The sequence below is a fragment of the Myceligenerans pegani genome (assembly GCF_014892515.1).
Taxonomy (GTDB): Bacteria; Actinomycetota; Actinomycetes; order Actinomycetales; family Cellulomonadaceae; genus Myceligenerans; species Myceligenerans pegani.
The window spans coordinates 110300-134134 of the sequence record NZ_JADBGR010000088.1; the positions used below are offsets into that span (position 1 = coordinate 110300).

At 72.4% G+C, this 23835-nt stretch carries 20 protein-coding genes, 8 tRNA genes and 1 pseudogene; 19 read left to right on the forward strand and 10 right to left on the reverse strand.

Translation table 11 applies throughout. The features are described 5' to 3' along the window. Positions 1-26: 26 nt before the first annotated feature. From IIE03_RS13830 to IIE03_RS13840, 3 genes are all read right to left on the reverse strand, one after another. The gene (locus IIE03_RS13830; protein ID WP_192863344.1) at positions 27-371 is read right to left on the reverse strand and encodes a hypothetical protein; all 345 of its coding nucleotides are present in this window, start codon (positions 369-371) and stop codon (positions 27-29) included. A 181-nt stretch (positions 372-552) separates the two neighbouring features. Continuing rightward, complete coding sequence (locus tag IIE03_RS13835; RefSeq protein WP_192863345.1) at positions 553-738, reverse strand: hypothetical protein; 186 nt, start codon at positions 736-738, stop codon at positions 553-555. 186 nt (positions 739-924) lie between these two features. After that, a complete protein-coding gene (locus IIE03_RS13840; RefSeq protein ID WP_192863346.1) occupies positions 925-1752 on the reverse strand; it encodes a tyrosine-protein phosphatase in 828 nt (275 codons plus the stop codon). A 129-nt stretch (positions 1753-1881) separates the two neighbouring features. Between IIE03_RS13840 and IIE03_RS13845 the strand changes: the two genes are divergently transcribed. The 4 genes from IIE03_RS13845 (at position 1882) to IIE03_RS13860 (ending at position 5735) form a co-directional block, all read left to right on the forward strand. Continuing rightward, the gene (locus tag IIE03_RS13845) at positions 1882-2517 is read left to right on the forward strand and encodes a hypothetical protein (protein ID WP_192863347.1); all 636 of its coding nucleotides are present in this window, start codon (positions 1882-1884) and stop codon (positions 2515-2517) included. Positions 2518-2715: 198 nt separating this feature from the next. Next, the gene (locus IIE03_RS13850; protein ID WP_192863348.1) at positions 2716-3336 is read left to right on the forward strand and encodes a copper chaperone PCu(A)C; all 621 of its coding nucleotides are present in this window, start codon (positions 2716-2718) and stop codon (positions 3334-3336) included. Continuing rightward, entirely contained in the window at positions 3333-4598 is a 1266-nt protein-coding gene (locus IIE03_RS13855) for a Dyp-type peroxidase (RefSeq protein WP_318842975.1), read from the forward strand. Before IIE03_RS13850 ends, IIE03_RS13855 begins: the two co-directional genes overlap by 4 nt. A gap of 255 nt (positions 4599-4853) precedes the next feature. Next, on the forward strand, positions 4854-5735 hold the full coding sequence (locus IIE03_RS13860; RefSeq protein WP_192863349.1) for a bifunctional helix-turn-helix transcriptional regulator/GNAT family N-acetyltransferase: 882 nt from the start codon (positions 4854-4856) through the stop codon (positions 5733-5735). 164 nt (positions 5736-5899) lie between these two features. Here the strand turns inward: IIE03_RS13860 and IIE03_RS13865 are convergent. The 4 genes from IIE03_RS13865 to IIE03_RS13880 form a co-directional block, all read right to left on the reverse strand. Then, positions 5900-5973 (reverse strand) — tRNA-Val (locus tag IIE03_RS13865). A gap of 54 nt (positions 5974-6027) precedes the next feature. Then, on the reverse strand, positions 6028-6882 hold the full coding sequence (locus IIE03_RS13870) for an aminotransferase class IV (RefSeq protein WP_192863350.1): 855 nt from the start codon (positions 6880-6882) through the stop codon (positions 6028-6030). Between the two features lie 59 nt (positions 6883-6941). Further along, positions 6942-7328: a VOC family protein gene (locus tag IIE03_RS13875; RefSeq protein WP_192863351.1), complete on the reverse strand. Its 387-nt coding sequence runs from the start codon at positions 7326-7328 to the stop codon at positions 6942-6944. A 29-nt stretch (positions 7329-7357) separates the two neighbouring features. Next, complete coding sequence (locus tag IIE03_RS13880) at positions 7358-8593, reverse strand: chorismate-binding protein (RefSeq protein ID WP_192863417.1); 1236 nt, start codon at positions 8591-8593, stop codon at positions 7358-7360. Positions 8594-8765: 172 nt separating this feature from the next. Here IIE03_RS13880 and IIE03_RS13885 point away from each other — a divergent pair. From IIE03_RS13885 to IIE03_RS13920, 8 genes are all read left to right on the forward strand, one after another. Beyond that, positions 8766-8838 (forward strand) — tRNA-Gly (locus tag IIE03_RS13885). 42 nt (positions 8839-8880) lie between these two features. After that, positions 8881-8951, forward strand: a tRNA-Cys gene (locus IIE03_RS13890). 11 nt (positions 8952-8962) lie between these two features. Further along, a tRNA-Val gene (locus IIE03_RS13895) sits at positions 8963-9037 on the forward strand. Positions 9038-9049: 12 nt separating this feature from the next. Further along, positions 9050-9123, forward strand: a tRNA-Val gene (locus tag IIE03_RS13900). A 459-nt stretch (positions 9124-9582) separates the two neighbouring features. Further along, positions 9583-9655: transfer RNA gene (locus tag IIE03_RS13905), tRNA-Gly, on the forward strand. A 23-nt stretch (positions 9656-9678) separates the two neighbouring features. Then, positions 9679-9749: transfer RNA gene (locus tag IIE03_RS13910), tRNA-Cys, on the forward strand. Position 9750: 1 nt separating this feature from the next. Then, positions 9751-9822 (forward strand) — tRNA-Val (locus IIE03_RS13915). Between the two features lie 259 nt (positions 9823-10081). After that, the gene (locus IIE03_RS13920) at positions 10082-10405 is read left to right on the forward strand and encodes a DUF2277 domain-containing protein (RefSeq protein ID WP_192863352.1); all 324 of its coding nucleotides are present in this window, start codon (positions 10082-10084) and stop codon (positions 10403-10405) included. An 84-nt stretch (positions 10406-10489) separates the two neighbouring features. Here IIE03_RS13920 and IIE03_RS13925 read toward each other — a convergent pair whose 3' ends face one another. The 3 genes and pseudogenes from IIE03_RS13925 to IIE03_RS13935 form a co-directional block, all read right to left on the reverse strand. Next, on the reverse strand, positions 10490-11962 hold the full coding sequence (locus IIE03_RS13925) for an NAD-dependent succinate-semialdehyde dehydrogenase (protein WP_192863353.1): 1473 nt from the start codon (positions 11960-11962) through the stop codon (positions 10490-10492). Continuing rightward, positions 11959-13883, reverse strand: a pseudogene (locus tag IIE03_RS13930) (FAD-dependent monooxygenase). The gene IIE03_RS13925 and the pseudogene IIE03_RS13930 overlap by 4 nt, the downstream one beginning before the upstream one ends. Positions 13884-13899: 16 nt before the next feature. After that, positions 13900-15282 (reverse strand): MFS transporter, encoded by a 1383-nt coding sequence (locus tag IIE03_RS13935; RefSeq protein ID WP_192863354.1) that lies wholly within the window; start codon positions 15280-15282, stop codon positions 13900-13902. A gap of 110 nt (positions 15283-15392) precedes the next feature. Between IIE03_RS13935 and IIE03_RS13940 the strand changes: the two genes are divergently transcribed. The 7 genes from IIE03_RS13940 to IIE03_RS13970 all read left to right on the forward strand — a co-directional run bounded on the left by IIE03_RS13940 (position 15393) and on the right by IIE03_RS13970 (position 23809). Continuing rightward, a complete protein-coding gene (locus tag IIE03_RS13940; RefSeq protein ID WP_192863355.1) occupies positions 15393-16895 on the forward strand; it encodes a fumarylacetoacetate hydrolase family protein in 1503 nt (500 codons plus the stop codon). Further along, complete coding sequence (locus IIE03_RS13945) at positions 16877-17590, forward strand: GntR family transcriptional regulator (RefSeq protein WP_192863356.1); 714 nt, start codon at positions 16877-16879, stop codon at positions 17588-17590. The genes IIE03_RS13940 and IIE03_RS13945 overlap by 19 nt, the downstream gene beginning before the upstream one ends. Positions 17591-17610: 20 nt before the next feature. Beyond that, positions 17611-19158, forward strand: a complete 1548-nt coding sequence (hpaE, locus tag IIE03_RS13950) for a 5-carboxymethyl-2-hydroxymuconate semialdehyde dehydrogenase (protein ID WP_192863357.1) — start codon at positions 17611-17613, stop codon at positions 19156-19158. 52 nt (positions 19159-19210) lie between these two features. Next, positions 19211-20371 (forward strand): 3,4-dihydroxyphenylacetate 2,3-dioxygenase, encoded by a 1161-nt coding sequence (gene hpaD / locus IIE03_RS13955; protein ID WP_192863358.1) that lies wholly within the window; start codon positions 19211-19213, stop codon positions 20369-20371. A 37-nt stretch (positions 20372-20408) separates the two neighbouring features. Then, on the forward strand, positions 20409-21194 hold the full coding sequence (locus tag IIE03_RS13960) for a fumarylacetoacetate hydrolase family protein (RefSeq protein ID WP_192863359.1): 786 nt from the start codon (positions 20409-20411) through the stop codon (positions 21192-21194). Next, entirely contained in the window at positions 21179-21982 is an 804-nt protein-coding gene (locus tag IIE03_RS13965; RefSeq protein ID WP_192863360.1) for an aldolase/citrate lyase family protein, read from the forward strand. The genes IIE03_RS13960 and IIE03_RS13965 overlap by 16 nt, the downstream gene beginning before the upstream one ends. Positions 21983-22156: 174 nt before the next feature. Next, positions 22157-23809, forward strand: a complete 1653-nt coding sequence (locus IIE03_RS13970) for a thiamine pyrophosphate-binding protein (RefSeq protein ID WP_192863361.1) — start codon at positions 22157-22159, stop codon at positions 23807-23809. Positions 23810-23835 lie beyond the last annotated feature (26 nt).

Below are 23835 nucleotides of genomic sequence, written 5' to 3' on the forward strand. Positions count from 1 at the left end.
CTCGATACCGGCCTCGGCTCCGTGCCTCATGCGGGGCGCGGACCCTCACCCTCCGACGCCACGGCCGGCTTCTCGTCGCCCTTCGGGTTCTCCTCCTCTTCCGGCTGCTCGTCGCCCTCCGGCGGCGCGGCCTCCTCCGGCGTCGCGGCCGGCCGCTCACTGCCCTCCACCGCCGGCTTCTCGTCCTCGGGGCCGCCCCACTCCTTGGCCTTCTCCGCGAGGCCGTCGACCGCGCCCCTGGCCTGCTCGGGGGCGAGTTCCCTGAGCTTGGCGGCAGCGGCGTCGACGTTCTCGTCGGTCAGCAGCTGCTTCGCCCTGGCGATGTTCTCCGGGTCGGTGACGAAGTTCTTGGCCGCCTCGAAAAGTCCCATATCCAGTTCCTCCTGCTGCTCGCAGGCACGTCGTCCGTGATCCCCTGCCGGCGACGGCACCTCCGCCGCCGCCGTGAAGTTACCCAAGACGGACGAAAACCGCATCCCTGAGCGACGGAATCGCTCCGGGATGCGGCTTCGCGGGCGGCCGCGCGGTGCCTCCCCGCGCGACCTCGCCGGGTCAGTTCCCGCCGAACTCCTTGGCCTTGTCTGCGAGACCGTCGATCGCACCGTCCGCCTGGTCCGGCGCGACCTCCTTGAGCTTGTCGGCGGCCGCGTCCACGTTCTCGTCGGTGAGCAGCTCCTTCGCCTTCTCGACGTTCTCGGGATCCGTCGCCATCTCCCTGGCCTTGTCGAAGAGTCCCATGTCTGCCTCCTTGTGCCCATGGCACAGGCGGGTATCCACGCCCCCTGTGGGCGGCGGATCGTCCGCCGCCGGTCCCGAAGGTAGCCCCGTAGGACAAGGCCCGCCACCGCACGAGGCCCCGCCCCGGACTCTCGTCCCGATGGCCCCGGACTCCCGCCCGACACCGCCGACCGGGCCACGCGGAGGTCACGCCTCGACGCGAATCCGCTTCACCAGCGCGTCCCGCTGGCCGTGGCTCAACCCGCCACGCGCGAGGTAGTCCGCGACCGAACCGTGCTCCGCCCGCAGGCTCGCCAGGGTCTCGAGCATGACGTCCCGCGTGGCAGCCGTGCGCCGCGTCGGGTGCAACCAGCCCGGCAGCACGCCGTCGTCCACCTCCTCGCCCGGAACCCGCCCCGCCGACCTCCGCGCCTCGTGGGCGGCACGCGCACGCTCCAGCTCCACGACGTGCCGTTCCCAGCGCGGGGCGAGCCGCGAATTCGTCAGTTCGTAGTCGTCGGCGATCAGGTCGTCGTCCGCACCCGCCAGGGACAGCACGAACGCGACCACCAGCCCCGTGCGGTCCTTGCCGGCCGCACAGTGCACCAGCACCGGCCCCTCGGGCGCGTCCGCCACCGCGCCCACCGCCCGGGCGAACAGCCCAGGCCGGCGCTTCAGCATGCCGGCGTACAGATGGGCCCACGGCCCCTCCTCCGGGTCTTCCGGCTCCTGGACGGGCAGGTTCAGGTACTCCGGGTCGCCGCCCGCCAGCCCGGCGTCGGAGCCGCCACCGCCCGACGCACCACTCAACGGATGCGGGTACTCCACCGTCTCCGCCGGGCGCCGCAGATCGATCACCCGCGACATCCCGTAGGCGCGCACCGCGCGAACGCCGCCCGGCTCGAGCCAGCTCAGCGACTCCGAGCGGATCAGGGCGCGCTCGGCCACGACGGCACCGCCCGCGAGCGGCATCCCGCCCAGGTCACGCGCATTGAGCAGACCGGGCCAGTCCAGGTGCAAGGGGGTGTAGGTCACGACGCCGAGCGTAGACCGGGTCACGGACATCGCCGCCGGACACCCGGCGAACCCATAGCACACCCCACGGCCCGAGCCTGTGGACGACGGTGGTCCGGCGGTCCGCCCTTCCGCGTAGAGTCTTCTGCCATGGGTGAGCTCGGACAGGTGATGCGCGTGGTGCGCACGATCCTGCTCGCGTCCACCTCGCTGAGTCTCGCGACGCTCGCCCACAGCCTCGGCGGCGGCGAGCTCCCCGGAACCGGCCCGATGGTCGTGCTCGGCATCCTGACGGTGTCGGCCAGCTGCGTCGTCGCCGGAGTCCGGCCGCGCGTGTGGGTGCTCGCGCCGTTCCTCGGCGCCCTGCAGTTCCTCCTGCACCAGACCCTGAGCTGGTCCACTCTCGCGAGCGCCGCGGCCACCCCCGGCACCGTCCAGTCGCTCGGGCACGCCGGCCACCACGCCGGCACGGCCACCACGCCCGCCACCGCGCAGATCGCGGCCGACGCGGCGCACAGTCACCTGTCCAGCCCGCGGATGACGGCGCTGCACGTCGCGGCGATCCTGGCCACCGCCGCCCTCATGGCGGCGGGCGAGGGCACCGCACGGGTCGCCCTGCAGGTGTTCGGGCACGTGCTGCCCGCGCTGACCGCGCCCCGTGTTCCCGCGCCCGTCCGGCCGGCGTTCCATCCGCGTCCGGCCCTCACGCCGACACCGTCGTCCGTGCTCGTGGCCAGGAGCACTCCCCGCCGCGGCCCGCCGGCGGCGCTCGCGGTCCTCGCCTGAGCCGGTCCCCACGCCGCGCCGTCGCGCGGACGTGCGATGGCGCGCGCCTCGGGTGAGTGCCACGCCACCGCTCGCGCGGCCCTCGCCGCGCGCCAGCACCTGGACCTCCCACACACATTCCCGCACGCCACGGCCCGCTGCCGCGTACACCGCCGGCGCCGGGCGTCTCGGCGTGCTGCGCAGAAAGCAGAGGAAACCATGAACCGCACCATCATCTCCCGCCCCCGTCCCCGCGTCCTGGCAGCGGCGGCCGTCGCCGGGCTGGCGCTGCTCCCCGCGGCGTGCACCTCCGGGTCGCAGGCCGCCCCGGAGGACACGGCAGCGGCGGACACCGAGGCGGCGGCGCTGACCGTCGAGGACCCCTGGGCCAAGGCGGTGGACGAAGGCATGACCGCCGTCTTCGGCACGCTCACGAACGCCTCGGGCCACGACGTGCGGCTCGTGTCGGCCGAGTCGGAGGCCGCGGAGTCGACGGAGCTGCACGTGTTCGTCGACGACGGTGGGACGCCCGTCATGCAGGAGGCCGACGGCGGTCTCGTGATCCCCGCCGGGGAACCGTTCGACCTGGAGCCGGGCGGGCCGCACCTGATGCTGCTCGGCGTCACCGACCCGCTGGAGCCGGGTGAGGAGGTCACCGTCGTCGTGGCCGCGGAAGACGGGTCGGAGCTGGAGATCAACGCGCCCGTGCGGTCCTTCGACGGGGCGAACGAGAGCTACGAGCCGGAGGGTGCCGAGCACGCGGAGTCCGAGCACGGGGAGTCGACGGACCACGCCGCACACTCCGACGACGAGCACTCCGGGCACGAGGAGGACAAGTGACCGGCGGAGCGGCCCGCTCCGGCGGGACGGCGGAGGACGAGCCCGCGGGACCGCCCGCGCCGTCGCGCCGAGGATTCCTGCGGGGCGGCGCGACCTTCCTGGGCGGTGCTCTCGGCGGAGCGGCGGTCACGCTGGGCGGTACCGCCGCCCGGAGCGCGGCGGACACCCCGCGGGACGCCGCCGGAACGGCGCCGGACCACGCGGGGCGGGCGACCGTCCCGTTCCGCGGGCCGCGTCAGCCCGGTGTCGGCACCACGCCGCAGGGATTCGCGACACTCGTCGCGCTCGACCTGGTCCGGGGGACGGACCGCGAGGCCCTCATACGCCTCATGCGGATCTGGACGGATGACGCGGAACGACTCATGGCCGGGCGCCCGGGGCTGACGGACACCGAACCCGAGCTCGCGGCGGTCCCGGCGCGGCTCACCGTGACCGTGGGCTACGGGCCCGGGGTGTTCGCCGCCGCGGACCTGGCGGGTCGCACGCCGCCGTGGCTGCGTCCTCTCCCCTCGTTCGGCATGGACAGGCTCGAGGACGCCTGGTCCGGCGGTGATCTGCTGCTGCAGGTCTGCGCGGACGACCCGGTCGCGGTCTCCCACGCCGTGCGCGTGCTGGTGAAGCAGGCGCGGACGTTCGCCGTCGGGCGCTGGCTCCAGCGTGGCTTCCGGAACAGCCCGGGCACCACCGCGCCGGGCACCACCTGGCGCAACCCCATGGGCCAGGTGGACGGCACGGGGAACATCGACCCCGCGACCGAACCGCACCTGGTCTGGCACGCCGACGACACCGCCGGCTGGCTGGCCGGAGGGACGTCCGTCGTCGTGCGGCGCATCGCCATGGACCTGGACGGCTGGGACGAGGTGGACCGGGCCGGGCGTGAGAACGTCATCGGCCGGAGGCTGGCCGACGGCGCTCCCCTGACCGGCAATCGCGAGCACGACGAGCCTGACCTGGAGGCCACGGGGCCGAACGGCTTCGGCGTCATCGACTTCGCCGCCCACATCCGCCGGTCGCGCACCGATGACCCGGCGGAGCGGTTCCTGCGCCGCCCGTACGGCTACGACGACGGGCCGGGCGACACCGGCCTGCTGTTCGTCAGCTACCAGGCGGACGTCGACCGGCAGTTCGTCCCGGTCCAGCGCCGGCTGGACGAGCTGGACCTGCTCAACGAGTGGACGACGCCGGTCGGCTCGGCAATCTTCGCCGTGCCGCCGGGCGCCGGTCCGGGTGAGTACCTCGGCCAGGCGCTGCTGGAGGGCTGACGCCGACCGGCTCGTCACCAGGGACGGTCGCCGCCGTGCACGCCGCGGTGGCGACCGTTCCGCCTCCGACGCCGGCCAGGCCACGACGATCCTGACAGTCAGGCCGCGACGACCGGTCAGACCACGACTGAGGGTCAGGTCGCGGCCGCCGGAACGTGCCGGCTCCGGCGCGGGCTCGATCCGGGAGTCCCTCCGCGGCACCACCGTCTCGCACCCGTCTCGACCGCGATCGATTCTCTGACTAAGGTCAGCTATATGTCGATCGACTCGCAGACCGCCGTCGTGCGCCGCTTCAACCGCAGCTACACCCAGCGCATCGGAGTCCTGGAGGACTCCTTCCTCGGCATGGGGGCACCGCTCGGCACGATGCGGCTCCTGTTCGAGATCGGCACCCATGCGGGGACGGTCGCGGACCTGCGGGACCGCACCGGTCTCGACTCCGGCTACGTGAGCAGGCAGCTGAGGCGCCTCACCGAGGACGGCCTCGTCTCCCTCACGTCCGACCCGGCCGACCGGCGACGACGTCTCGTCGAACTCACTCCTCTCGGCCGGGCGCGCTGGGACGAGCTCGAGGCCCGTTCCGCCGAGCGCGCCCGGGCTCTGCTGGATCCGCTGACCGAGCGACAGCGGGACCGGCTCGCGCGCGCCCTCGCCGAGGCCGACCTGCTCGTGCGCTCGGCCCTGGTGACCTTCGAGACGGTGGATCCGCTGTCGGACGGCGCGAGGGCCGCCGTCGAGCAGTACGTGGCCGAACTGGCGACCTTCTTCCCGTTCGACCCGGGCGAGCCCTCGGAGGAGGACGCGGCCGAGTTCCGCCCGCCGTCGGGCAGGTTCGTGCTGGCGGTCGACGACGGCGCCCCGGTCGCGTGCGGCGGCCTGCGCGACCTCGGGGACGGCGTGGCCGAGATCAAGCGTATGTGGGTACACCCCGGCTGGCGCGGCGCCGGGCTGGCATCACGGCTGCTACGGCACCTGGAGAGGACCGCGGCCGACACCGGCCACACGGCCGTCCGCCTCGACACGAACGAGAACCTGAAGTCCGCGATCGCCATGTACGACCACGCCGGCTACCACCGCATCGCCCGGTACAACGACAACCCGGACGCGACCCACTTCTTCGAGAAGCCACTCACCTGACATCCCGGCCGGACGCTCCGCCCCGCACGGCGCATACCTGCCCGCTGCACCACTGCGGGGGCTCCGGGGGCGTGCCCCCGGGGCGGGGCGTGGGGGCTCCGCCCCCACAAGAAACAACGAGACGGCCCGGCCTACGTCGTAGACACGGGCCGTCCACCGTCGAGTGGGCGATACAGGACTCGAACCTGTGACCTCTTCGGTGTGAACGAAGCGCGCTAACCATCTGCGCCAATCGCCCTGGTCGTGCGGAGCGATCCTAGCATTCACCGGACCGTCCGCGACGATCATCTGTTCAGGGGTCGATCCGCTCGCGCCGCATCTTCTCGAAGACGTCGCGCGCGGCCACGGACAGCTCTCCGGCCAGCAGGTCGACGCCGTCGAGCCAGGTCGTGGGCTGGACGTTCCGCACGGACCCGGTCAGGAGCAGGTGCGAACGCCCGGCGGTGACGTCGTCGAGCACGTCGAAAGCCAGTTCTCCCTCGCGCGCCTCGCGCACCGGCAGGCCGGCCTCGCCGCCCCACTCCAGCAGCAGCTCGCGCGTGATCCCCGCGAGGCAGCCCACCGACAGCGGCGGGGTCACCAGTTCGCCGTCGCGCTCCACGAACACGTTGGACCCGGTTCCCTCGCACAGGTCGCCGCGCGTGTTCGCGAGCACGGCCTCGTCGCCGCCCTTGGCGACGGCGTCGGCCAGGGCCACGACGTTCTCGGCGTACGACGTCGTCTTCAGCCCTGCCACGGCCGATCGCTCGTTGCGGGTCCACGGAGAGCGCACGACGCGTCCCTCGGTCCGGATGGTCGCGGGGCCGGCGGCGACGACGACGGTCTGCGGCCCGCCGGTCCGGCCGGACGCGAGCGGACCGACGCCGTCGGTCACGGTGATCCGCAGGCGCCCGGCCCCGGGTCCTGCGGCGAGGACCGCGGCCACGCCGTCGCGCACCTGCTGCTCGTCGGGCTCGGCGAGACCGAGTCCCGCGGCGGACCGTGCGAGGCGCTTCAGGTGCCGCGTGAGGGCGAACGCCTGGCCGTCGAACACCGCACACGTCTCGAACACGCCGTCGCCCACCGTGATGCCGTGGTCGACGGCACTGATCACGCCCTCGTCGGGCGTCACGAGGCGCCCGCCCGTCCAGATCACCGTCTGCGTCATGGGGTCAGTCTGCCTCACGCCGGGCGACGGCGTCCGGCCCGGCGTCGTGCCCGCCCCCGTCACTCCGGCCGGTACGACCCGAAGCTCCACAGGTTGCCCTCGGGGTCGCGGACCGCGCACTCCCGGCCGCCGTAGTCGCGTTCGGCGGGTTCGGTCAGCGCGGTCCCGCCGGCGTCGACCGCCGCGCGAAAGGTGTCGTCGACGTCATCCGTCACGGCGTACGCGGAGCCCGTGCCGGGCTCGTCAGGCCATTCGGCGCGGGACTCGCGATGCGTCCCGAGCATGACACCCCCGCCGGCCGGCCAGTCCAACTCGGCATGGTGGACCACGGCGGGATCGGCGTCGTCACGGTAGACAGCGCGCTCCGTGAAACCCACCGCCTTGAGCCAGGCGAGACCCTGCTCGGCATCGCGGTACTTCAGGGTGACCCACAGTCTGGTGCCCATGGTTCTCCTCCTCTGCGGTGAGGCTTCCGTCACACCGTACGCGAGGACACCGACAGTCCACCCGACGCGAGCCCGACCAACCGCTCTGCCTTGAGTTCCGTCTCCTGCCACTCGGCTGCCGGGTCGCTGCCCCAGGTGATCCCGGCGCCGGTACCGAAGCGCAGGATCCCGGCCGGGGCGTCGCCGGGTCCCCGCTCCCACCAGAAGGTCCGGATGCCGACCGCGAGCGACGCCGTGCCCGCGTCGCCGTCGATCCAGCCGATCGCACCGCAGTACGGCCCGCGGGGGACGGTCTCGAGCTGCTCGATGATCCGCAGTGCCGAGGACTTCGGCGCGCCCGAGACGGACCCCGGCGGGAACGTGCCGTCGAACAGACGACGCCACAGATCCGGGGCGTGCATGACATCGTCGGCCAGGACGCCCCGCACGCGGGAGACGAGGTGCACCAGGCCCGGATGGTGCTCGACGGCGAGCAGGTCCGTGACCTCGACGGTCCCGGGGCGGCAGACATGCTGCAGATCGTTGCGGACCAGGTCGGTGATCATGATGTTCTCCGCCCGGTCCTTGTCCGTGAGACCGGCCGGGGTGCGGGCGGTGCCCTTGATAGGGCCGGACGTGATCACCGGCGCCGCCGCGGACGCGGTGCCTCCCGGGCCGCCGGGGCCACGCCCCCCGATGTCCTCGGCGTCGCCCGGTCCGAGTGACAGGTACAGCTCGGGCGACGCGCTGACGACCCAGACCGGGTCAACCGGCTCGCCGGCGGAACCGGGTGTGCCGGACGGGACATGGATCGCCGCCGCGTGCGGAGCGGGATTGCCGACCGCAAGACGGGCGGCGAGGCCGCGGGCATCGGGCTCCGCACCGTCCGGCGCCACGGACAGGGGCGCGGACAGCACGCGGCAGAGGTTCGCCTGGTAGACGTCCCCCTCGCGCACGTGCTCGCGGATCCTGCGTACGGCCGCCTCGTAGCCGACGCGGTCCATCGAACTGGTCCAGGTCGTGGGGTCCGGCCCTGTCCAGGCGTCCGGGGCCGGTTCCGGTCCCACGGCGCCGATCGTGTCCGACGACGCCGGGGAGGGCGCCGCGGCCGGGTCCGCCGCGGTCACCTCCCGGAACTGCCACGCACGGGCCCTGCCCTCGAAGTCCGCGACCACGAACCACGTGCCCTCGGCCAGGGCTTCGGGCTCGGCCCGGAGGTCGATGCCGCGGGCGACGCGCGTGGCGACGCGCCCGCCGAAGGCGGCCCAGCCGGTGTTCCCGGTCACGTCGCTGGTGGGCGCGACCGTAGTGGTGGTGCGGGTTCTCGCCGGTCGGCGCAGGGTCGGTGACACGTCGTCCACGCTAACGCCGCTCAATCGATTGGACGGCCACACCGAAGTTCGATTAATGTTCAGACCACGCCGGAGCACACGGGGGAAACCCGCCAGGTCCGGCTGTGCGGACGTAGCTCAGTTGGTAGAGCATCACCTTGCCATGGTGAGGGTCGCGAGTTCGAGTCTCGTCGTCCGCTCGGAGGCCCGCTCCCGTGCTCGTCTCGCAGGAGCATCCTCACGGTGGGTTGGCCGAGAGGCGAGGCAGCGGCCTGCAAAGCCGTATACACGGGTTCGAATCCCGTACCCACCTCGCACGAACTCGAGCGATTGGCGCAGCGGTAGCGCGCTTCCCTGACACGGAAGAGGTCACTGGTTCGATCCCAGTATCGCTCACCACCACCCCACCAGGGGCGATTGGCGCAGATGGTTAGCGCGCTTCGTTCACACCGAAGAGGTCACAGGTTCGAGTCCTGTATCGCCCACTCGACGGACAGGCGGAGTGCGCCCAACAAGGTTGGGCACACTCCGTCTCGTTGTTTCTTGTGGGGGCGGAGCCCCCCACACCCCGCCCCGGGGGGCACGCCCCCGGAACCCCCGCAGTGGTGCAGCGGGCACGGATCTGCCCTGGGGCCGGGGCTGCCCGCGTGGGCGGGCCTGGCAGTCGTCTGCGCCTACCTCGCGGTGGCCTGGTGGGCAGCAGGCCGCCGGCTGCCGGTCGGTGCCACCGACCGGCACCGACCGCCTACGGCGTCGATATCCGACCGACGGCGTCCCGTTCGACCTCGCACGACGCACCACCACGGAGCGTGCGGCCGCGGAATCCCGGCCGCACGACCCGTGTGACGCACGCCCGTCCGCGAACCGCCCGTTCGATTGGACCTTTGGCCGGTGCGTCCCGTAATCTTCTGGAGCGCCGGTTCGCGTGAGCGAGCCGGAATCGTGCGGACGTAGCTCAGTTGGTAGAGCATCACCTTGCCATGGTGAGGGTCGCGAGTTCGAATCTCGTCGTCCGCTCGGACGTGGGTGAGAACCCTCGCGGTGGGTTGGCCGAGAGGCGAGGCAGCGGCCTGCAAAGCCGTACACACGGGTTCGAATCCCGTACCCACCTCGCGCGATTGGCGCAGCGGTAGCGCGCTTCCCTGACACGGAAGAGGTCACTGGTTCGATCCCAGTATCGCGCACGAGACGGATGGGCGGAGTGTGTTCGGCGGGGCCGAACCCACTCCGTCTCGTCATTTTTTGTGGGGGCGAAGCCCCCACACCCCACCCCGGGGGGCACGCCCCCGGACCCCCTTTGGGGCTTCGCCCCTTGCCCCCCGTGGCTGAGTCTCCGGAGTTCGTGTCCTCTCGGGGCTCCTGTCCTGGTAGCGGTGGCGGAGGGGCCTGGGTGTCCCGGGCCGGGCCTGTCGCCCTTGGCGGGCGGGGCGTACCGTCGGGGACATGTGCCGCAACATCACGACCCTGCGAGGGCTCGAGCCTCCTGCTACCGATGAGGAGATCAGCGCCGCGGCGCTGCAGTTCGTTCGCAAGGTGACCGGAGTGACCAAGGTCAGCGACGCGACCCGGGAGCCCGTCGAGCGGGCCACGGACGAGATCGCCGCGATCGTCGAGCGGTTGCTCGACGATCTGCCCGCGCGGCGGCAGCCGCCCAAGTCCGTCCCTCCCCTGCGCCGCGCCGAGGTGCAGGCCCGCATCGCCGAACGGCAGCGGGCCCGCGAGGAGCACGAACGCATGCACGAGCTCGGCATCGCCCATGAGCACTGAGTCCATGAGTCACTGAGTCACCCGGTCTCCGGCCGTCGCCGGACACCGCCTGCCACGACCGCCGTCGTCCGCGCGAGCGGGCGCTCAGGCGAACGGATCGGGCGTCAGCGTGTACTTGGTCTGCAGATACTCGTGGATTCCCTCGGCACCGCCCTCACGGCCCAGGCCCGACATCTTCCAGCCGCCGAACGGCGCCGCCGCGTTCGAGACGACGCCGATGTTGAGCCCCATCATCCCCGTGGCCAGTCGCTCGATCATCCGCTGGCCGCGAGCGAGGTTCTCGGTGTAGACGTACGAGACCAGCCCGTACTCCGTGTCGTTCGCGAGCCGCACCGCCTCGTCCTCGTCGTCGAACGGGACGACGGCGAGCACCGGTCCGAAGATCTCCTCCCGGAGGATCTCGCTCCCTGCCCGGACGCCGCTGAGGATGGTGGCCCGGTAGAAGGACCCCGGCCCGTCGATCGCGGCGCCGCCCGTGTGCAGCGTGGCGCCGCGGCGGACGGCGTCCTGCACGAGCTCGTCCGCCTTGGCGACCGCGCGGTCGTCGATGAGCGGGCCGATCACGACGCCGTCCTCGGTCCCCCGGCCCACGCGGAACGACTCGACGCGCCGCGTGACGCGCCGGGTGAACTCGTCCGCCAGCGAGCGCTGCACGATGAAGCGGTTGGCCGCGGTGCATGCCTGGCCGATGTTGCGGAACTTCGCCGCGACCGCGCCGTCGACCGCCTTGTCCAGGTCGGCGTCGTCGAACACCACGAAGGGCGCGTTCCCGCCGAGCTCCATCGAGGTGCGCAGCACGCCGCCCGCCGCCTGGGCGAGCAACTGTTGACCGACCGGCGTCGACCCCGTGAAGGAGAGCTTGCGCAGGCGCGGGTCGCGGAGGATCGCCTCCGACACCGGCCCGGACGCGCGCGTGGTGACCACGTTCACCACGCCGTCGGGCACGCCGGCGTCGGCGAGCAGCTGGGCGAGGTACAGCGTGGTCAGCGGCGTGAGTGCGGCCGGCTTGATCACCACCGTGCAGCCCGCGGCGAGGGCGGGCGCGATCTTCCGGGTGGCCATGGCGAGCGGGAAGTTCCACGGGGTGATGAGGTAGCACGGGCCCACGGGATGCTGGGTCACGATCATCCGGCCGGTGCCCTCCGGGTTCGCGCCGTACCGGCCCTGCACGCGTGCGGCCTCCTCGCCGAACCAACGCAGGAACTCGCCGCCGTAGGCCACCTCGCCGCGCGCCTCGGTCAGCGGCTTGCCCATCTCCAGGGTCATCAGGAGCGCGAACTGCTCCTTGCGCTGTGTGAGCAGGTCGAACGCCCGGCGCAGGATCTCGGCGCGGTCGCGCGCGGGCGTCGCGGCCCATCCTGGGAACGCGGCGTCGGCCGCGTCGAGCGCCGCGAGGCCGTCGTCCACGGACGCGTCGGCGACCTCCTTGAGCACCTCGCCCGTGGCGGGGTCGTGGACGGCGAGCGACGCACCGGCCGCCGCCGGGCGCCACCGGCCGCCGATGTGGAGCCCGTCCGGGACGTCGGCCAACAGGTCGTGCTCGCCCTGCGAAATCATGAGTTCTCCATTCTCGGTTCCTGCATGTTCCCGGCGAAGAAGCCGGCCAGCTCGCCGGTCGCCGACAGCGGCAGCACGGCCGCCACGTACTGATCGGGGCGGACGACGACGACCGCGCCGGACCGGTCGATGCCGCGCTCGGCGAAGATGTCGGTGCCGCACCAGGCGGACGGGCCGGCCGCGTACACCTTCTCCCAGTCGGTGAGCCCGAGCGGCCCGGTCTCGGGCCGGAAGACGCCGGGCACGCGGGCGAGGTCGACGTCCTCGTAGGCCTGCTGGTAGACGACCTTCACGTCGAACACCGCGTCGGCGTCGGCACCCCGTGGCGTGAAGCGCGCGACCGGCGAGGCCGGCGACGCGAGCCAGTCCGCCCACGAGGCCAGCGCCGAGCGCTCCCCCGGCGCCGCGGCGTCGGCGAACGCGTAGATCCGCCAGCGCCCGTCGGCCCGCGCATGGTGGCCGAGATGCACCACGTTTCCGTCGCAGACGCGCACCACCTCGGCCGACTTGAAGCGCATGCCGACCGGGAAGCCCTCCGCGAGCGCCGCGTCCGGCGCCTCGGCGACGATCGCCGAGGGCCCGTATCGCGTCATGAACCCGGAGGGGAACTCGGCCGTGCCGAGGTAGTAGTTGGCGAGTTCCTGTGGGTCGGAGATCTCCTCGGGCTTGCGGGCCATGAGGGAGGACCACTCGCGGTCGAAGTCGATGAGCTGCTGCGCCACGGGACGGCGCTCGGCCGAGTAGGTCGCGAGCAGCGAAGCGGGGCTCAGGCCGGTGAGGACGTGGCCGAGCTTCCAGCCGAGGTTGAAGCCGTCCTGCAGGGACACGTTCATGCCCTGGCCGGCCTTGGCGCTGTGGGTGTGGCAGGCGTCGCCGGCAAGGAAGACGCGCGGCGGGCGGCCGGATCCGCCGGGGGCGGCGTCGTCGCCGGGCGCGTCGTCGAACTTGTCGGTGACCCGGTGGCCCACCTCGTAGATGCTGTGCCACGCGACCTGACGCACGTCGATCGAGTAGGGGTGCAGGATCTGGTTGGCCCGGCGGATGACCTCGTCGAGGGGCGTGTCGCGAACGGCGTGGTCGTCGCCGTCGGGCACCTCGCCGAGGTCGACGTACATACGGCTGAGGTAACCGCCCTCGCGCGGGATGTGCAGGATGTTGCCGGCCGCGGAATTGATGGCGCACTTGGTGCGCCAGTCGGGGAAGTCGGTGTGCACGAGCACGTCCATCACGCCCCAGGCGTGCGCGGCGAAGCGGCCGACGTGTCGCCGGCCGATCGCCTCGCGCACGCCGCTGCGCGCCCCGTCGCAGCCCGCGACGTACCTGGCGCGCACGGTGCGTTCCTGGCCGGCGCGCTCGCCGGTGGTGTACCGCACGCGCACCTCGACGGGGTACTCGCCGTCGGCGTGCACGGTGAGGCCGGTGAACTCGACGCCGTAGTCGGGGACGACGCGGCCGGGGCCGCGGGCCGCGGCCTCGGCGAAGTAGTCGAGGACGCGCGCCTGGTTGACGATGAGGTGGGGGAACTCGCTGATCTGGAGGGCGTAGTCCGCGGTGCGTGCCGTGCGGACGATGTGGCTCGGGTTGTCGGGGGGTCGGGGCCCCAGAAGTTCATGCAGGCGATGTTGTAGGCCTCGGCGACGATCCGCTCCGCGAACCCGAACGCCTGGAACGTCTCGACGCTGCGCGGCTGGATGCCGTCGGCCTGCCCGAGGACGAGCCGCCCCTCGCGGCGCTCGATGATGCGGGTGGTGACCTGCGGGAACTGGGACATCTGCGCGGCGAGCAGCATGCCCGCCGGCCCGGAGCCGACGATGAGGACGTCGGTCTCGTCGGGCAGGTCGCCGGGGCGGTCGACGCCGGTGCCGGCGGCATCGTGCACGCGCGGATCGCCCGAGACGTAGCCGTGGTGGTGGAACTGCATGGTGCGGGCTTCCTCCTCAGCGCTTCGAGAGGCCGTAGACGGGGCTGACCGCCTGCTCGGCCTCATGGTCAGGACCGAGCGGGATGCCGGTGCGATCCCGCAGCAGCAGGGTGGCGGCGAGCCCGATGACGGTCATGCCCGCCAGGTAGAGGGCGACCGACCAGGTGGTGTGTGTGGACTGGACCAGGGCGGTGGCGATGGTCGGGGCGAAGGCGCCGCCGAGGATGGCGCCGAGCGCGTAGGAGATCGAGACACCGGAGAACCGGATCGAGGCCGGGAAGAGCTCGGCGTAGTACGCGGACTGCTGGCCGTAGGTGAAGCCGAGGCCGATCGCGAGGATCGAGATGCCGGCGAACAGCAGCTCGATCTGACCGGTGTCGACGAGCGGGAACAGCGCGAACACGCCCGCGAGCTGGAGCAGCCAGCCGAGCACGTAGGTCCGGCGCCGGCCGAGCCTGTCGCTGACCCAGCCGGCCGTCCACGTGGACGCGAGCCAGAACACAGCGGATCCCGTGACGGCGAGCAGCACCGAGCTGCGTTCGAGGGCGAGCGGGCCGGCGGGGTCGCTCGCGTAGTTCTGGATGTAGCCGCCGGTGGTCATGTAGCCGACGGCGTTGTTGCCCGCGAACACGAGCGCGGCGATGATCACGAGCGGCGCGTGCCGGCGGAAGAGGGCGACGACGGGTGTGCGGGTGCGTACCTTGCGGTCGGCGACCTCGAGGAAGACGGGGCTCTCCTCGACGCGGCGGCGCACGTAGTGGCCCACGAGGATGAGGACGAAGGACAGCAGGAACGGCACACGCCAGCCCCACTCGAGGAAGGCGTCGCCGGGCGCGACGATCGCCATCAGCGTCATCGTGCCCGAGGCGAGCAGCAGGCCGATCGGGACGCCGATCTGGGGCGACGCCCCGAACAGGCCGCGCCGGTCGGTCGGGGCGTGCTCGACAGCCATGAGCGCCGCGCCGCCCCATTCGCCGCCGGCCGAGACGCCCTGCAGCACGCGCAGCAGGATCAGGAGGACCGGCGCCGTGACGCCGATCGCGGCGTAGGTGGGCAGGAGGCCGACCAGGGTCGTGGCGACCCCCATCAGGACCAGCGTCAGGACCAGCACCACGCGGCGGCCGTACTTGTCGCCGAAGTGGCCGGCGAGCAGCGCGCCGAGCGGGCGGAACAGGAAGCTGATGCCGACGGTCAGGAACGACAGGAGCGTCGCGACCGCGGGCCCGGCGGGGGCGAAGAAGAGGCTCGCGAAGACGAGGCCGGCCGCCTGCGCGTAGATGAAGAAGTCGTACCACTCGACGGTGGTGCCGACGACGGTCGCGAACACGACCCGGCGCCGGTCGGTGCGCAGGTCGGCCGGTGCGGTGGTGCCGGGTTCCTCGAGCGTGCTGTCGCTCATGTGTGACTCCTGGTGACGACGTTGTCTCGGTCAGCCGATCCGACGATCGGTTGCCGCGGGAACCCCGATGATATACGATATGAAATACGCTGCAAAGAGCGAGGGAGCTCATGACCACCGATCCACGTCAGACGGACGCCGTCGATCCGCGATTCGCCGCACTACCCGGCCGGCCGGGCAAGATCGTCGCGGTGCACCTGAGCTACGCCTCGCGCGCCGATCAGCGCGGGCGTCGTCCGGAGCACCCGTCGTACTTCCTCAAGCCGTCGAGCTCGCTCGCCGCCTCGGGCGACGTCGTCGAACGGCCGGCCGGCACCGAACTGCTCGCCTTCGAGGGCGAGATCGCCCTGGTCATCGGCACCGTCGCGCGAAACGTGCGGCCCGAGGACGCGTGGGCGCATGTGGGATGGGTGACCGCGGCCAACGACTTCGGCCTCTACGACCTGCGCGCGAACGACCGCGGCTCGAACGTCCGCGCCAAGGGCCGCGACGGCTACACCCCGCTCGGGCCCTCGCTCGTCGCGGCGGACGGGCTCGATCCCGCTGCCTTGCGCGTGCGTACGTGGGTCAACGGGAAGGTGGTCCAGGACGACACGACGGCCGGGCTGCTCTTCCCGTTCCCGCGGATCATCGCGGACCTCTGCCAGCACCTCACCCTCGAGGCGGGCGACGTGATCCTCACCGGCACCCCGGCCGGCTCGTCGGTCGCCGTCCCGGGCGACGTCGTCGAGGTCGAGGTGGACGCGCCGGCCGCACCCGGCGGGCCGACGTCGGGCCGCCTCGTCACGACCGTCACGCAGGGAGACCACGGCTTCGACGAGGGCCTGGGATCCCTCCCTGTGGTCGACGACGTGCAGCGGGTCGAGGCCTGGGGCTCACGCGAGGCCGCCGGGCTCCCTCCGGCCGAGGACCGGACGGTACTCACTCCCGCGTTGCGGGCCAAGCTCTCCGAGGCGTCGGTCGCCGGGCTGTCGCAGCAGCTGCGCAGGCGGGGCATCGACAACGCCACGATCGACGGCGTCCGCCCGATGCACCCCGGCGCCAGGCTCGTGGGACTGGCCCGGACACTTCGCTTCGTGCCGAACCGCGAGGATCTCTTCGCCGCCCACGGCGGCGGACACAACGCCCAGAAGCGCGCCTTCGACGCCGTCGGCCCGGACGAGGTCATCGTGATCGAGGCCCGGGGCGAGACCGGCTCCGGCACGCTCGGCGACATCCTCGCGATCCGCGCCCACGCGCGCGGTGCGGCGGGCATCGTCACCGACGGCGGCGTCCGCGACCACGCCGCGGTCGCCGCCGTCGGTATCCCGGTCTACTCCGCCGGTGCCCACCCGGCCGTGCTCGGCCGGAAGCACGTGCCGTGGGACGCCGACCTCACCGTCGCCTGCGGCGGCACCACCGTCCAGCCGGGCGACATCATCGTCGGCGACGGCGACGGCGTGGTCGTGATCCCGCCCGCCCTCGCCGAGGATGTGGCCGAGGCCGCCGTAGCCCAGGAGGCCCAGGACTCCTGGATCGCCGAACAGGTCGCGGCGGGACATCCGATCGACGGACTCTTTCCCATGAACGCCGAATGGAAGGCGAGGTATCGCGCATGGCGCGAGAAGAGCTGACCGCCACGCCGGCGGAGGCATCAGCGGACCTGAGCAAGTCACAGCGCGCGTACCACTGGATCAAGGAGCGGATCTCCGCTCAGGACTTCACCCCGGGCTACCGGCTCGTTCTGCGCAGCATCGCCACGGAGCTCGACATGAGCGTCGTCCCCGTCCGCGAGGCGATCCGCCAGCTCGAGGCCGAGGGCCTGGTGACGTTCGAGCGCAACGTGGGTGCGCAGGTCTCGATGGTCGACGACACCCAGTACCGGGCGAGCATGCAGGCCCTGTCGATCCTCGAGAGTGCCGCGACGGCTCTCGCGGCTCGCCGGCTGACCGCCGACGACCTCCGCCGTGCCCGCCGCGTCAACGAGCTCATGACCGAGTCGCTCTCGGACTTCGACCCGAGCGCCTTCACGCGGCTCAACCACGAGTTCCACTCCGTCCTGTATCACAAGTGCACCAACGCGCGCGTGCTCGAGCTGGTCGAATCGGAGTGGGCCCGGCTCTCGCACCTGCGCGAGTCCACCTTCAGCTTCGTCCCGGGCCGGGCACGGCAGTCCGTGCAGGAGCACGAGCACATCGTCCAGCTCATTGAGAGCGGCGCGCCGCTCGGCGAGATCGAGAAGGCGTCCCGCCACCACCGCTCCGCGACGCTCGACGCGTTCCTGATCCACGAGCACCCCGACGAGACACTCGGCCTTTCCGCGCCGTGACCGCACACCTTGGAGAAACCATGACCGACGCAGCCGCCGTGACCGGCGCCGCCGCGACCACGCGGCGCCACGCCCCCGCGGACCTCCCGGAGCGCATCCGGCACTACATCGACGGCACCTTCGCCGACTCGGCCGACGGCGCCACGTTCGACGTGCTGGACCCCGTCTCCAACGAGACGTATCTCCAGGCCGCCGCGGGCAAGCGGGCGGACGTCGACGCCGCCGTCGCCGCCGCCCGCCGCGCGTTCACCGAGGGCCCGTGGCCCCGGATGCTGCCCCGCGAGCGCTCGCGGGTGCTGCACCGGATCGCCGACATCGTGGAGTCGCGCGACGCCCGGCTCGCCGAGCTCGAGTCCTTCGACTCCGGCCTGCCGATCACCCAGGCGCTGGGCCAGGCGCGCCGGGCCGCGGAGAACTTCCGGTTCTTCGCCGACCTGGTCGTCGCCCAGGCCGACGACACCTACAAGGTGCCCGGGCGGCAGATCAACTACGTCAACCGCAAGCCCATCGGCGTCGCCGGCCTCATCACGCCGTGGAACACGCCGTTCATGCTGGAGTCGTGGAAGCTCGCGCCCGCGATCGCGACCGGGAACACCGTCGTCCTCAAGCCCGCGGAGTTCACGCCGCTCTCGGCGTCCCTATGGGCGGGGATCTTCGAGGAGGCCGGCCTGCCACGCGGCGTGTTCAACCTGGTCAACGGGCTCGGCGAGGAGGCCGGGGATGCGCTGGTCAAGCACCCGGACGTGCCGCTGATCTCGTTCACCGGGGAGAGCCGGACCGGGCAGATCATCTTCGCGAACGCCGCGCCGCACCTGAAGGGCCTGTCGATGGAGCTCGGCGGCAAGTCGCCCGCCGTCGTCTTCGCCGACGCCGACCTGGAGGCCGCGATCGACGCGACGATCTTCGGGGTGTTCTCGCTCAACGGCGAGCGCTGCACCGCCGGGTCGCGCATTCTCGTCGAACGGGGCGTCTACGACGAGTTCGTGGAGCGCTACGCCGCCCAGGCGAAGCGGGTGCGCGTCGGCTACCCGCACGATCCCGCCACCGAGGTCGGCTCACTGGTGCATCCCGAGCACTTCGCGAAGGTCATGAGCTACATCGAGCTCGGCAGGACGGAGGGCCGGCTGGTCGCCGGCGGCGGCCGGCCCGAGGGATTCGAGACGGGCAACTTCGTGGCGCCCACCGTGTTCGCCGACGTCAAGTCCGACGCCCGCATCTTCCAGGAGGAGATCTTCGGCCCGGTCGTCGCGATCACCCCGTTCGACACCGAGGCCGAGGCCCTCGAACTCGCCAACGGCGTCCGGTACGGCCTCGCCGCCTACGTCTGGACGAACGACCTCAAGCGGGCGCACAACTTCTCCCAGGCCGTGGAGGCCGGGATGGTCTGGCTCAACTCGAACAACGTGCGCGACCTGCGCACCCCGTTCGGCGGCGTCAAGGCGTCCGGCCTCGGCCACGAGGGCGGCTACCGCTCGATCGACTTCTACACGGACCAGCAGGCCGTGCACATCACGCTCGGCAAGGTACACAACCCCACGTTCGGCAGGGCGGACGACGCCGGTCACTGATCCGGCCACCGCTACCCGCACCCATCGGCCCCCCGGCATGCAAGGACGCATCATGAGCATCGACAGGACCCGCACCTCCTCCGGCTTCTTCGTCTCGCAGGAAGCCCCGATCCACAGCGACGACCCGATCCCGGCGCCGCACGCGCCGGCGCCCGACATCGTGCGCTGCGCGTACATGGAGCTCGTCGTCACGGATCTGGCGGCCTCCCGCGAGTTCTACGTCGACGTGCTCGGCCTGTACGTCACCGAGGAGGACGAGCGGAGCGTCTACCTGCGGTCCACCGAGGAATTCATCCACCACAACCTCGTGCTGCGCCAGGGCGACGTGGCCGCCGTCGCCGCCTTCTCCTACCGCGTGCGGACGCCGGAGGACCTCGACAGGGCGGTCGCCTTCTACACCGAGCTCGGCTGCGAGGTGCGCCGCGAGCCGGAGGGCTACGCGTTGGGCATCGGCGACTCCGTGCGCGTCGTCGACCCCCTCGGCTTCCCCTACGAGTTCTTCCACGCCACCGACCACGTCGAGCGCCTGTCGTGGCGCTACGACCTGCACTCCCCCGGCGAGCTCGTGCGCCTGGACCACTTCAACCAGGTCACCCCCGACGTGCCGCGCGCCGTGAACTTCATGCAGTCGCTCGGCTTCCGCGTCACGGAGGACATCCAGGACGACGCCGGCGTCGTCTACGCCGCCTGGATGCGCCGCAAGCCGACGGTGCACGACACGGCGATGACCGGCGGCGACGGCCCGCGCATGCACCACGTCGCGTTCGCCACGCACGAGAAGCACAACGTCCTGGCGATCTGCGACAAGCTCGGCGCGCTGCGCCGCTCCGACTGCATCGAGCGCGGGCCCGGGCGCCACGGGGTGTCGAACGCCTTCTACCTGTACCTGCGTGACCCGGACGGGCACCGGGTGGAGATCTACACGCAGGACTACTGGACCGGCGACCCCGACAACCCGGTGGTCACCTGGGACGTACACGACAACCAGCGCCGCGACTGGTGGGGCAACCCGGTGGTGCCGAGCTGGTACACCGAGGCGTCGCTCGTGCTCGACCTGGACGGCAACCCGCAGCCCGTCGTCGCACGCACGGACACCTCCGAGATGGCCGTCACCATCGGCGCCGACGGGTTCTCGTACACGCGGCCCGACGACGACGCGGACTCCCTGCCGGAGTACAAGCAGGGCGAGTACAAGCTCGGCCACCAGCTCTGATCCCGCACGCCGCCGCGAGAGGACCGAGAGGAACCAGATGCTCAGCCAGGACGTCGTCGCCGCCATCGCCGAGGAACTCGCCGAGGCCGACCGCACACACGCGGTGATCCCGCGGATCACCGCCCGCCACCCGGACGCGACGATCGAGGACTCCTACGCGATCCAGGGGGTCTGGCGCGACCGGATGCTGGCGGCCGGGCGGCGGCTCGTGGGCCGCAAGATCGGCCTCACGTCCAAGGCGATGCAGCAGGCCACGGGGATCGACGAGCCCGACTACGGCGTGATGTTCGACGACACGGTGTACCCCAGCGGCGCCGAGATCCCGGTGGACCGGTTCTCGAACGTGCGCATCGAGGTGGAGCTCGCCTTCGTGCTCGCCACGCCCCTGGAGGGTCCCGGCTGCACGCTCGAGGACGTCCTCGCGGCGACCGACCACGTGGTGCCGGCGCTCGAGGTGCTCAACTCGCACATCGAGCTCGAGGGGCGCACGATCGTGGACACGATCAGTGACAACGCCGCCTACGGTGCCATGGTCCTCGGCGAGACGCGCAAGCGGCCGGACGAGATCGACCTGCGCTGGGTGCCGGGCCTGCTGTACCGCAACGGCGAGATCCAGGAGACCGGCGTCGCCGCGGGCGTGCTCGACCACCCGGCGCGCGGCGTCGCCTGGCTCGCCGACAAGTTCCACCGTCACGGCGCCCGGCTGGAGGCGGGCGAGATCATCCTGGCGGGCTCGTTCACGCGCCCGATGTGGGTCTCGCGCGGCGACGACGTGCTGGCCGACTACGGACCGATGGGAACCATCACATGCCGCTTCGTCTGACCCCCACCTTCCGCGACCGGCTCGCCGAGGCCGACCGCCCTCTCGCAGGCGTCTGGTTGTGCGCGGGATCGCCGCTCGTCGCCGAGATCTGCGCGGGCTCCGGCCTGGACTGGACGCTCGTCGACATGGAGCACGCCCCGAACGGGCTGGAGTCCGTGCTCGCCCAGCTGCAGGCCGTCGCCGCCTACCCGATCACGCCGGTGGTGCGGGTGCCCGCGAACGACGCCGTGATCGTCAAGCAGGTCCTCGACCTCGGCGCGCAGAACCTCCTCGTGCCGATGGTGAACTCCGCCGCCGACGCCGAGGCCGCCGTCGCCGCGGTGCGGTATCCGCCGCGCGGCCGCCGCGGCGTCGGCTCCGCGCTCGGCCGCTCGGGGCGGTGGAACCGCGTCGGCAGCTACCTCGTGGACGCGGACTACCACGTCTCGCTGTTCGTGCAGGTGGAGACGGCCGACGCCGTGGCCGCGGCCGCGGAGATCGCCACGGTCGACGGCATCGACGGCGTGTTCGTGGGCCCCAGCGACCTCGCGGCGTCGATGGGCCGGCTCGGGGAGCAGGCCCATCCCGACGTCGTCGCCGCGGTGCACGCGACCTTCGACGCCGTGCGCGCCGCCGGGAAGCCCGTCGGCGTCAACGCGTTCGACCCGGTCGTCGCGGACGCCTACCTCGCGGCGGGCGCGTCGTTCGTGCTGGTCGGGGCCGACGTCGGACTGCTCGCACGCGGCTCCGAGGCGCTCGCCGCACGGTTCGTCCCCGGCTCGGCCGAGCGGGAGCGCGACGCCCGCTGACCCGGTGGCGCGGTGATACCACTTCGTATATCATCACGCCGTCCGGCACGAACGAGCCTGCCGGTGCTCGAAAAAGGGGCACGCAGCCGTGCGCGAAGGCACGCGCGAGACACATACGGCATCTGTTTCCGTACGTTGTCACCCCCGCCGAGGCGGGGGTCGAAAGGCCCGGTCATGCCCTCCGTCTCCGCGCACGTCGCCCATGCCCTCGCTCCCCACGTCGACCAGGTGTTCGGGGTGATGGGCAACGGCAACGCCTACTTCCTCGACGCCCTCGAACGTTCGACGTCGGTCTCCTACACCGCCGTCCGCCACGAGGCCGGCGGGGTGGTCGCCGCCGACGCCTACCACCGCGCCTCGGGCCGCCTGGCCGCGGCGACGGCGACCTACGGAGCGGGCTTCACCAACACCCTGACCGCCCTCGCCGAGTCGGTGCAGGCCCGCGTGCCGCTGGTGCTCATCGTGGGCGACGGTCCCACGTCCGGGCCGCGGCCGTGGGACGTCGACCAGATCGCGCTCGCCTCCGCCGTGGGCGCGCGCACCTACACGGTCGGCCGCACGGACGCCGCGGCCACCGCCGTCATCGCGATCGAGCACGCCCTCACCTACCGCGTGCCGACCGTGCTCGCCCTCCCGTACGACGTCGCCGCGATCGACGCCGGCCCGCTGCCGGAGACTCCCGAGCCGCGGCTGCCCACCCGCCTCGCGCCGCACGGGGAGTTCGGCGCGGGCGCCGTCCGCGAGATCGCGGCCGCCCTCGCCGGCGCCGAGCGTCCGTTCCTTCTGGCGGGCCGCGGCGCGTGGATCTCCGGTGCCGGCGCCGCGCTCGGTGAGCTCGCCGACCGGGTCGGCGCGGTGACGGCCACGACGGCGCTCGGCCGCGGGGTGTTCCCGCGTCCCGAGTTCGATCTGGGCGTGACCGGGGGCTTCGGCACCGAGGGCGCGATGCGGCTCGTGCGCGAGGCCGACGTCGCCGTCGTGTTCGGCGCCTCGCTGAACCCGTTCACGATGCGTTTCGGCGACCTCTTCGCGCCGGGTACGCGCGTCTTCCAGGTCGATGTCGCGGCGACCGCGACCCATCCCCACGTCGGCGGCTACGTCCGGGGCGACGCCGACGTGGTCGCCCGGGGCGTCGTCGACGAGCTCGTACGACTCGGCGCGGCGCCGAGTGGCTGGCGGGAATCCGTGGAGATCGCGCCGCTGCGCGAGTACGAGAAGGGCGACGGCGTCGCGGCGGACGGCCGGCTCGATCCGCGGTCGGTCGCGGCGCGCATCGGCGAGCTGCTGCCCGCCGACCGCGTCGTCGTGTCGGACGGCGGCCACTTCATCGGCTGGGCGAACATGTACTGGCCCGTCGAGGCCCCCGACCGCATGATGATGGTCGGCACGGCCTTCCAGTCCATCGGCCTGGGCTGGCCCTCGGTGCCCGGCGCCGCGCTCGCCCGGCCCGGCGCGACGGTCGTGCTGTCCACCGGGGACGGCGGGGGCCTGATGGCGCTGGCCGACCTCGAGTCCGCGGTGCGGGTCGCGGGCGGCCGCGGCATGGCGGTGGTCTGGAACGACGCGGCGTACGGGGCCGAGGTCAACCTCTACGGGCTCAAGGGACTCGCACGGGAGCCGATGCTGATCCCCGAGGTCGACTTCGCCGCGCTGGCCTCCGGGGTCGGGGCCGAGGGCGTCGTCGTGCGCGAGATGGCCGACCTCGAACGGCTCGGCTCCTGGGCCGCCGAGCCCGCGACGTCCCGGCGCTTCCTGGTCCTGGACTGCTGCGTCTCCGGGAGTGTCGTCGCCCCGTACCAGCGGGAGATCATCCGGGTCAACAGCTGACGGTGTACGACGGCGGGACCCGGCTA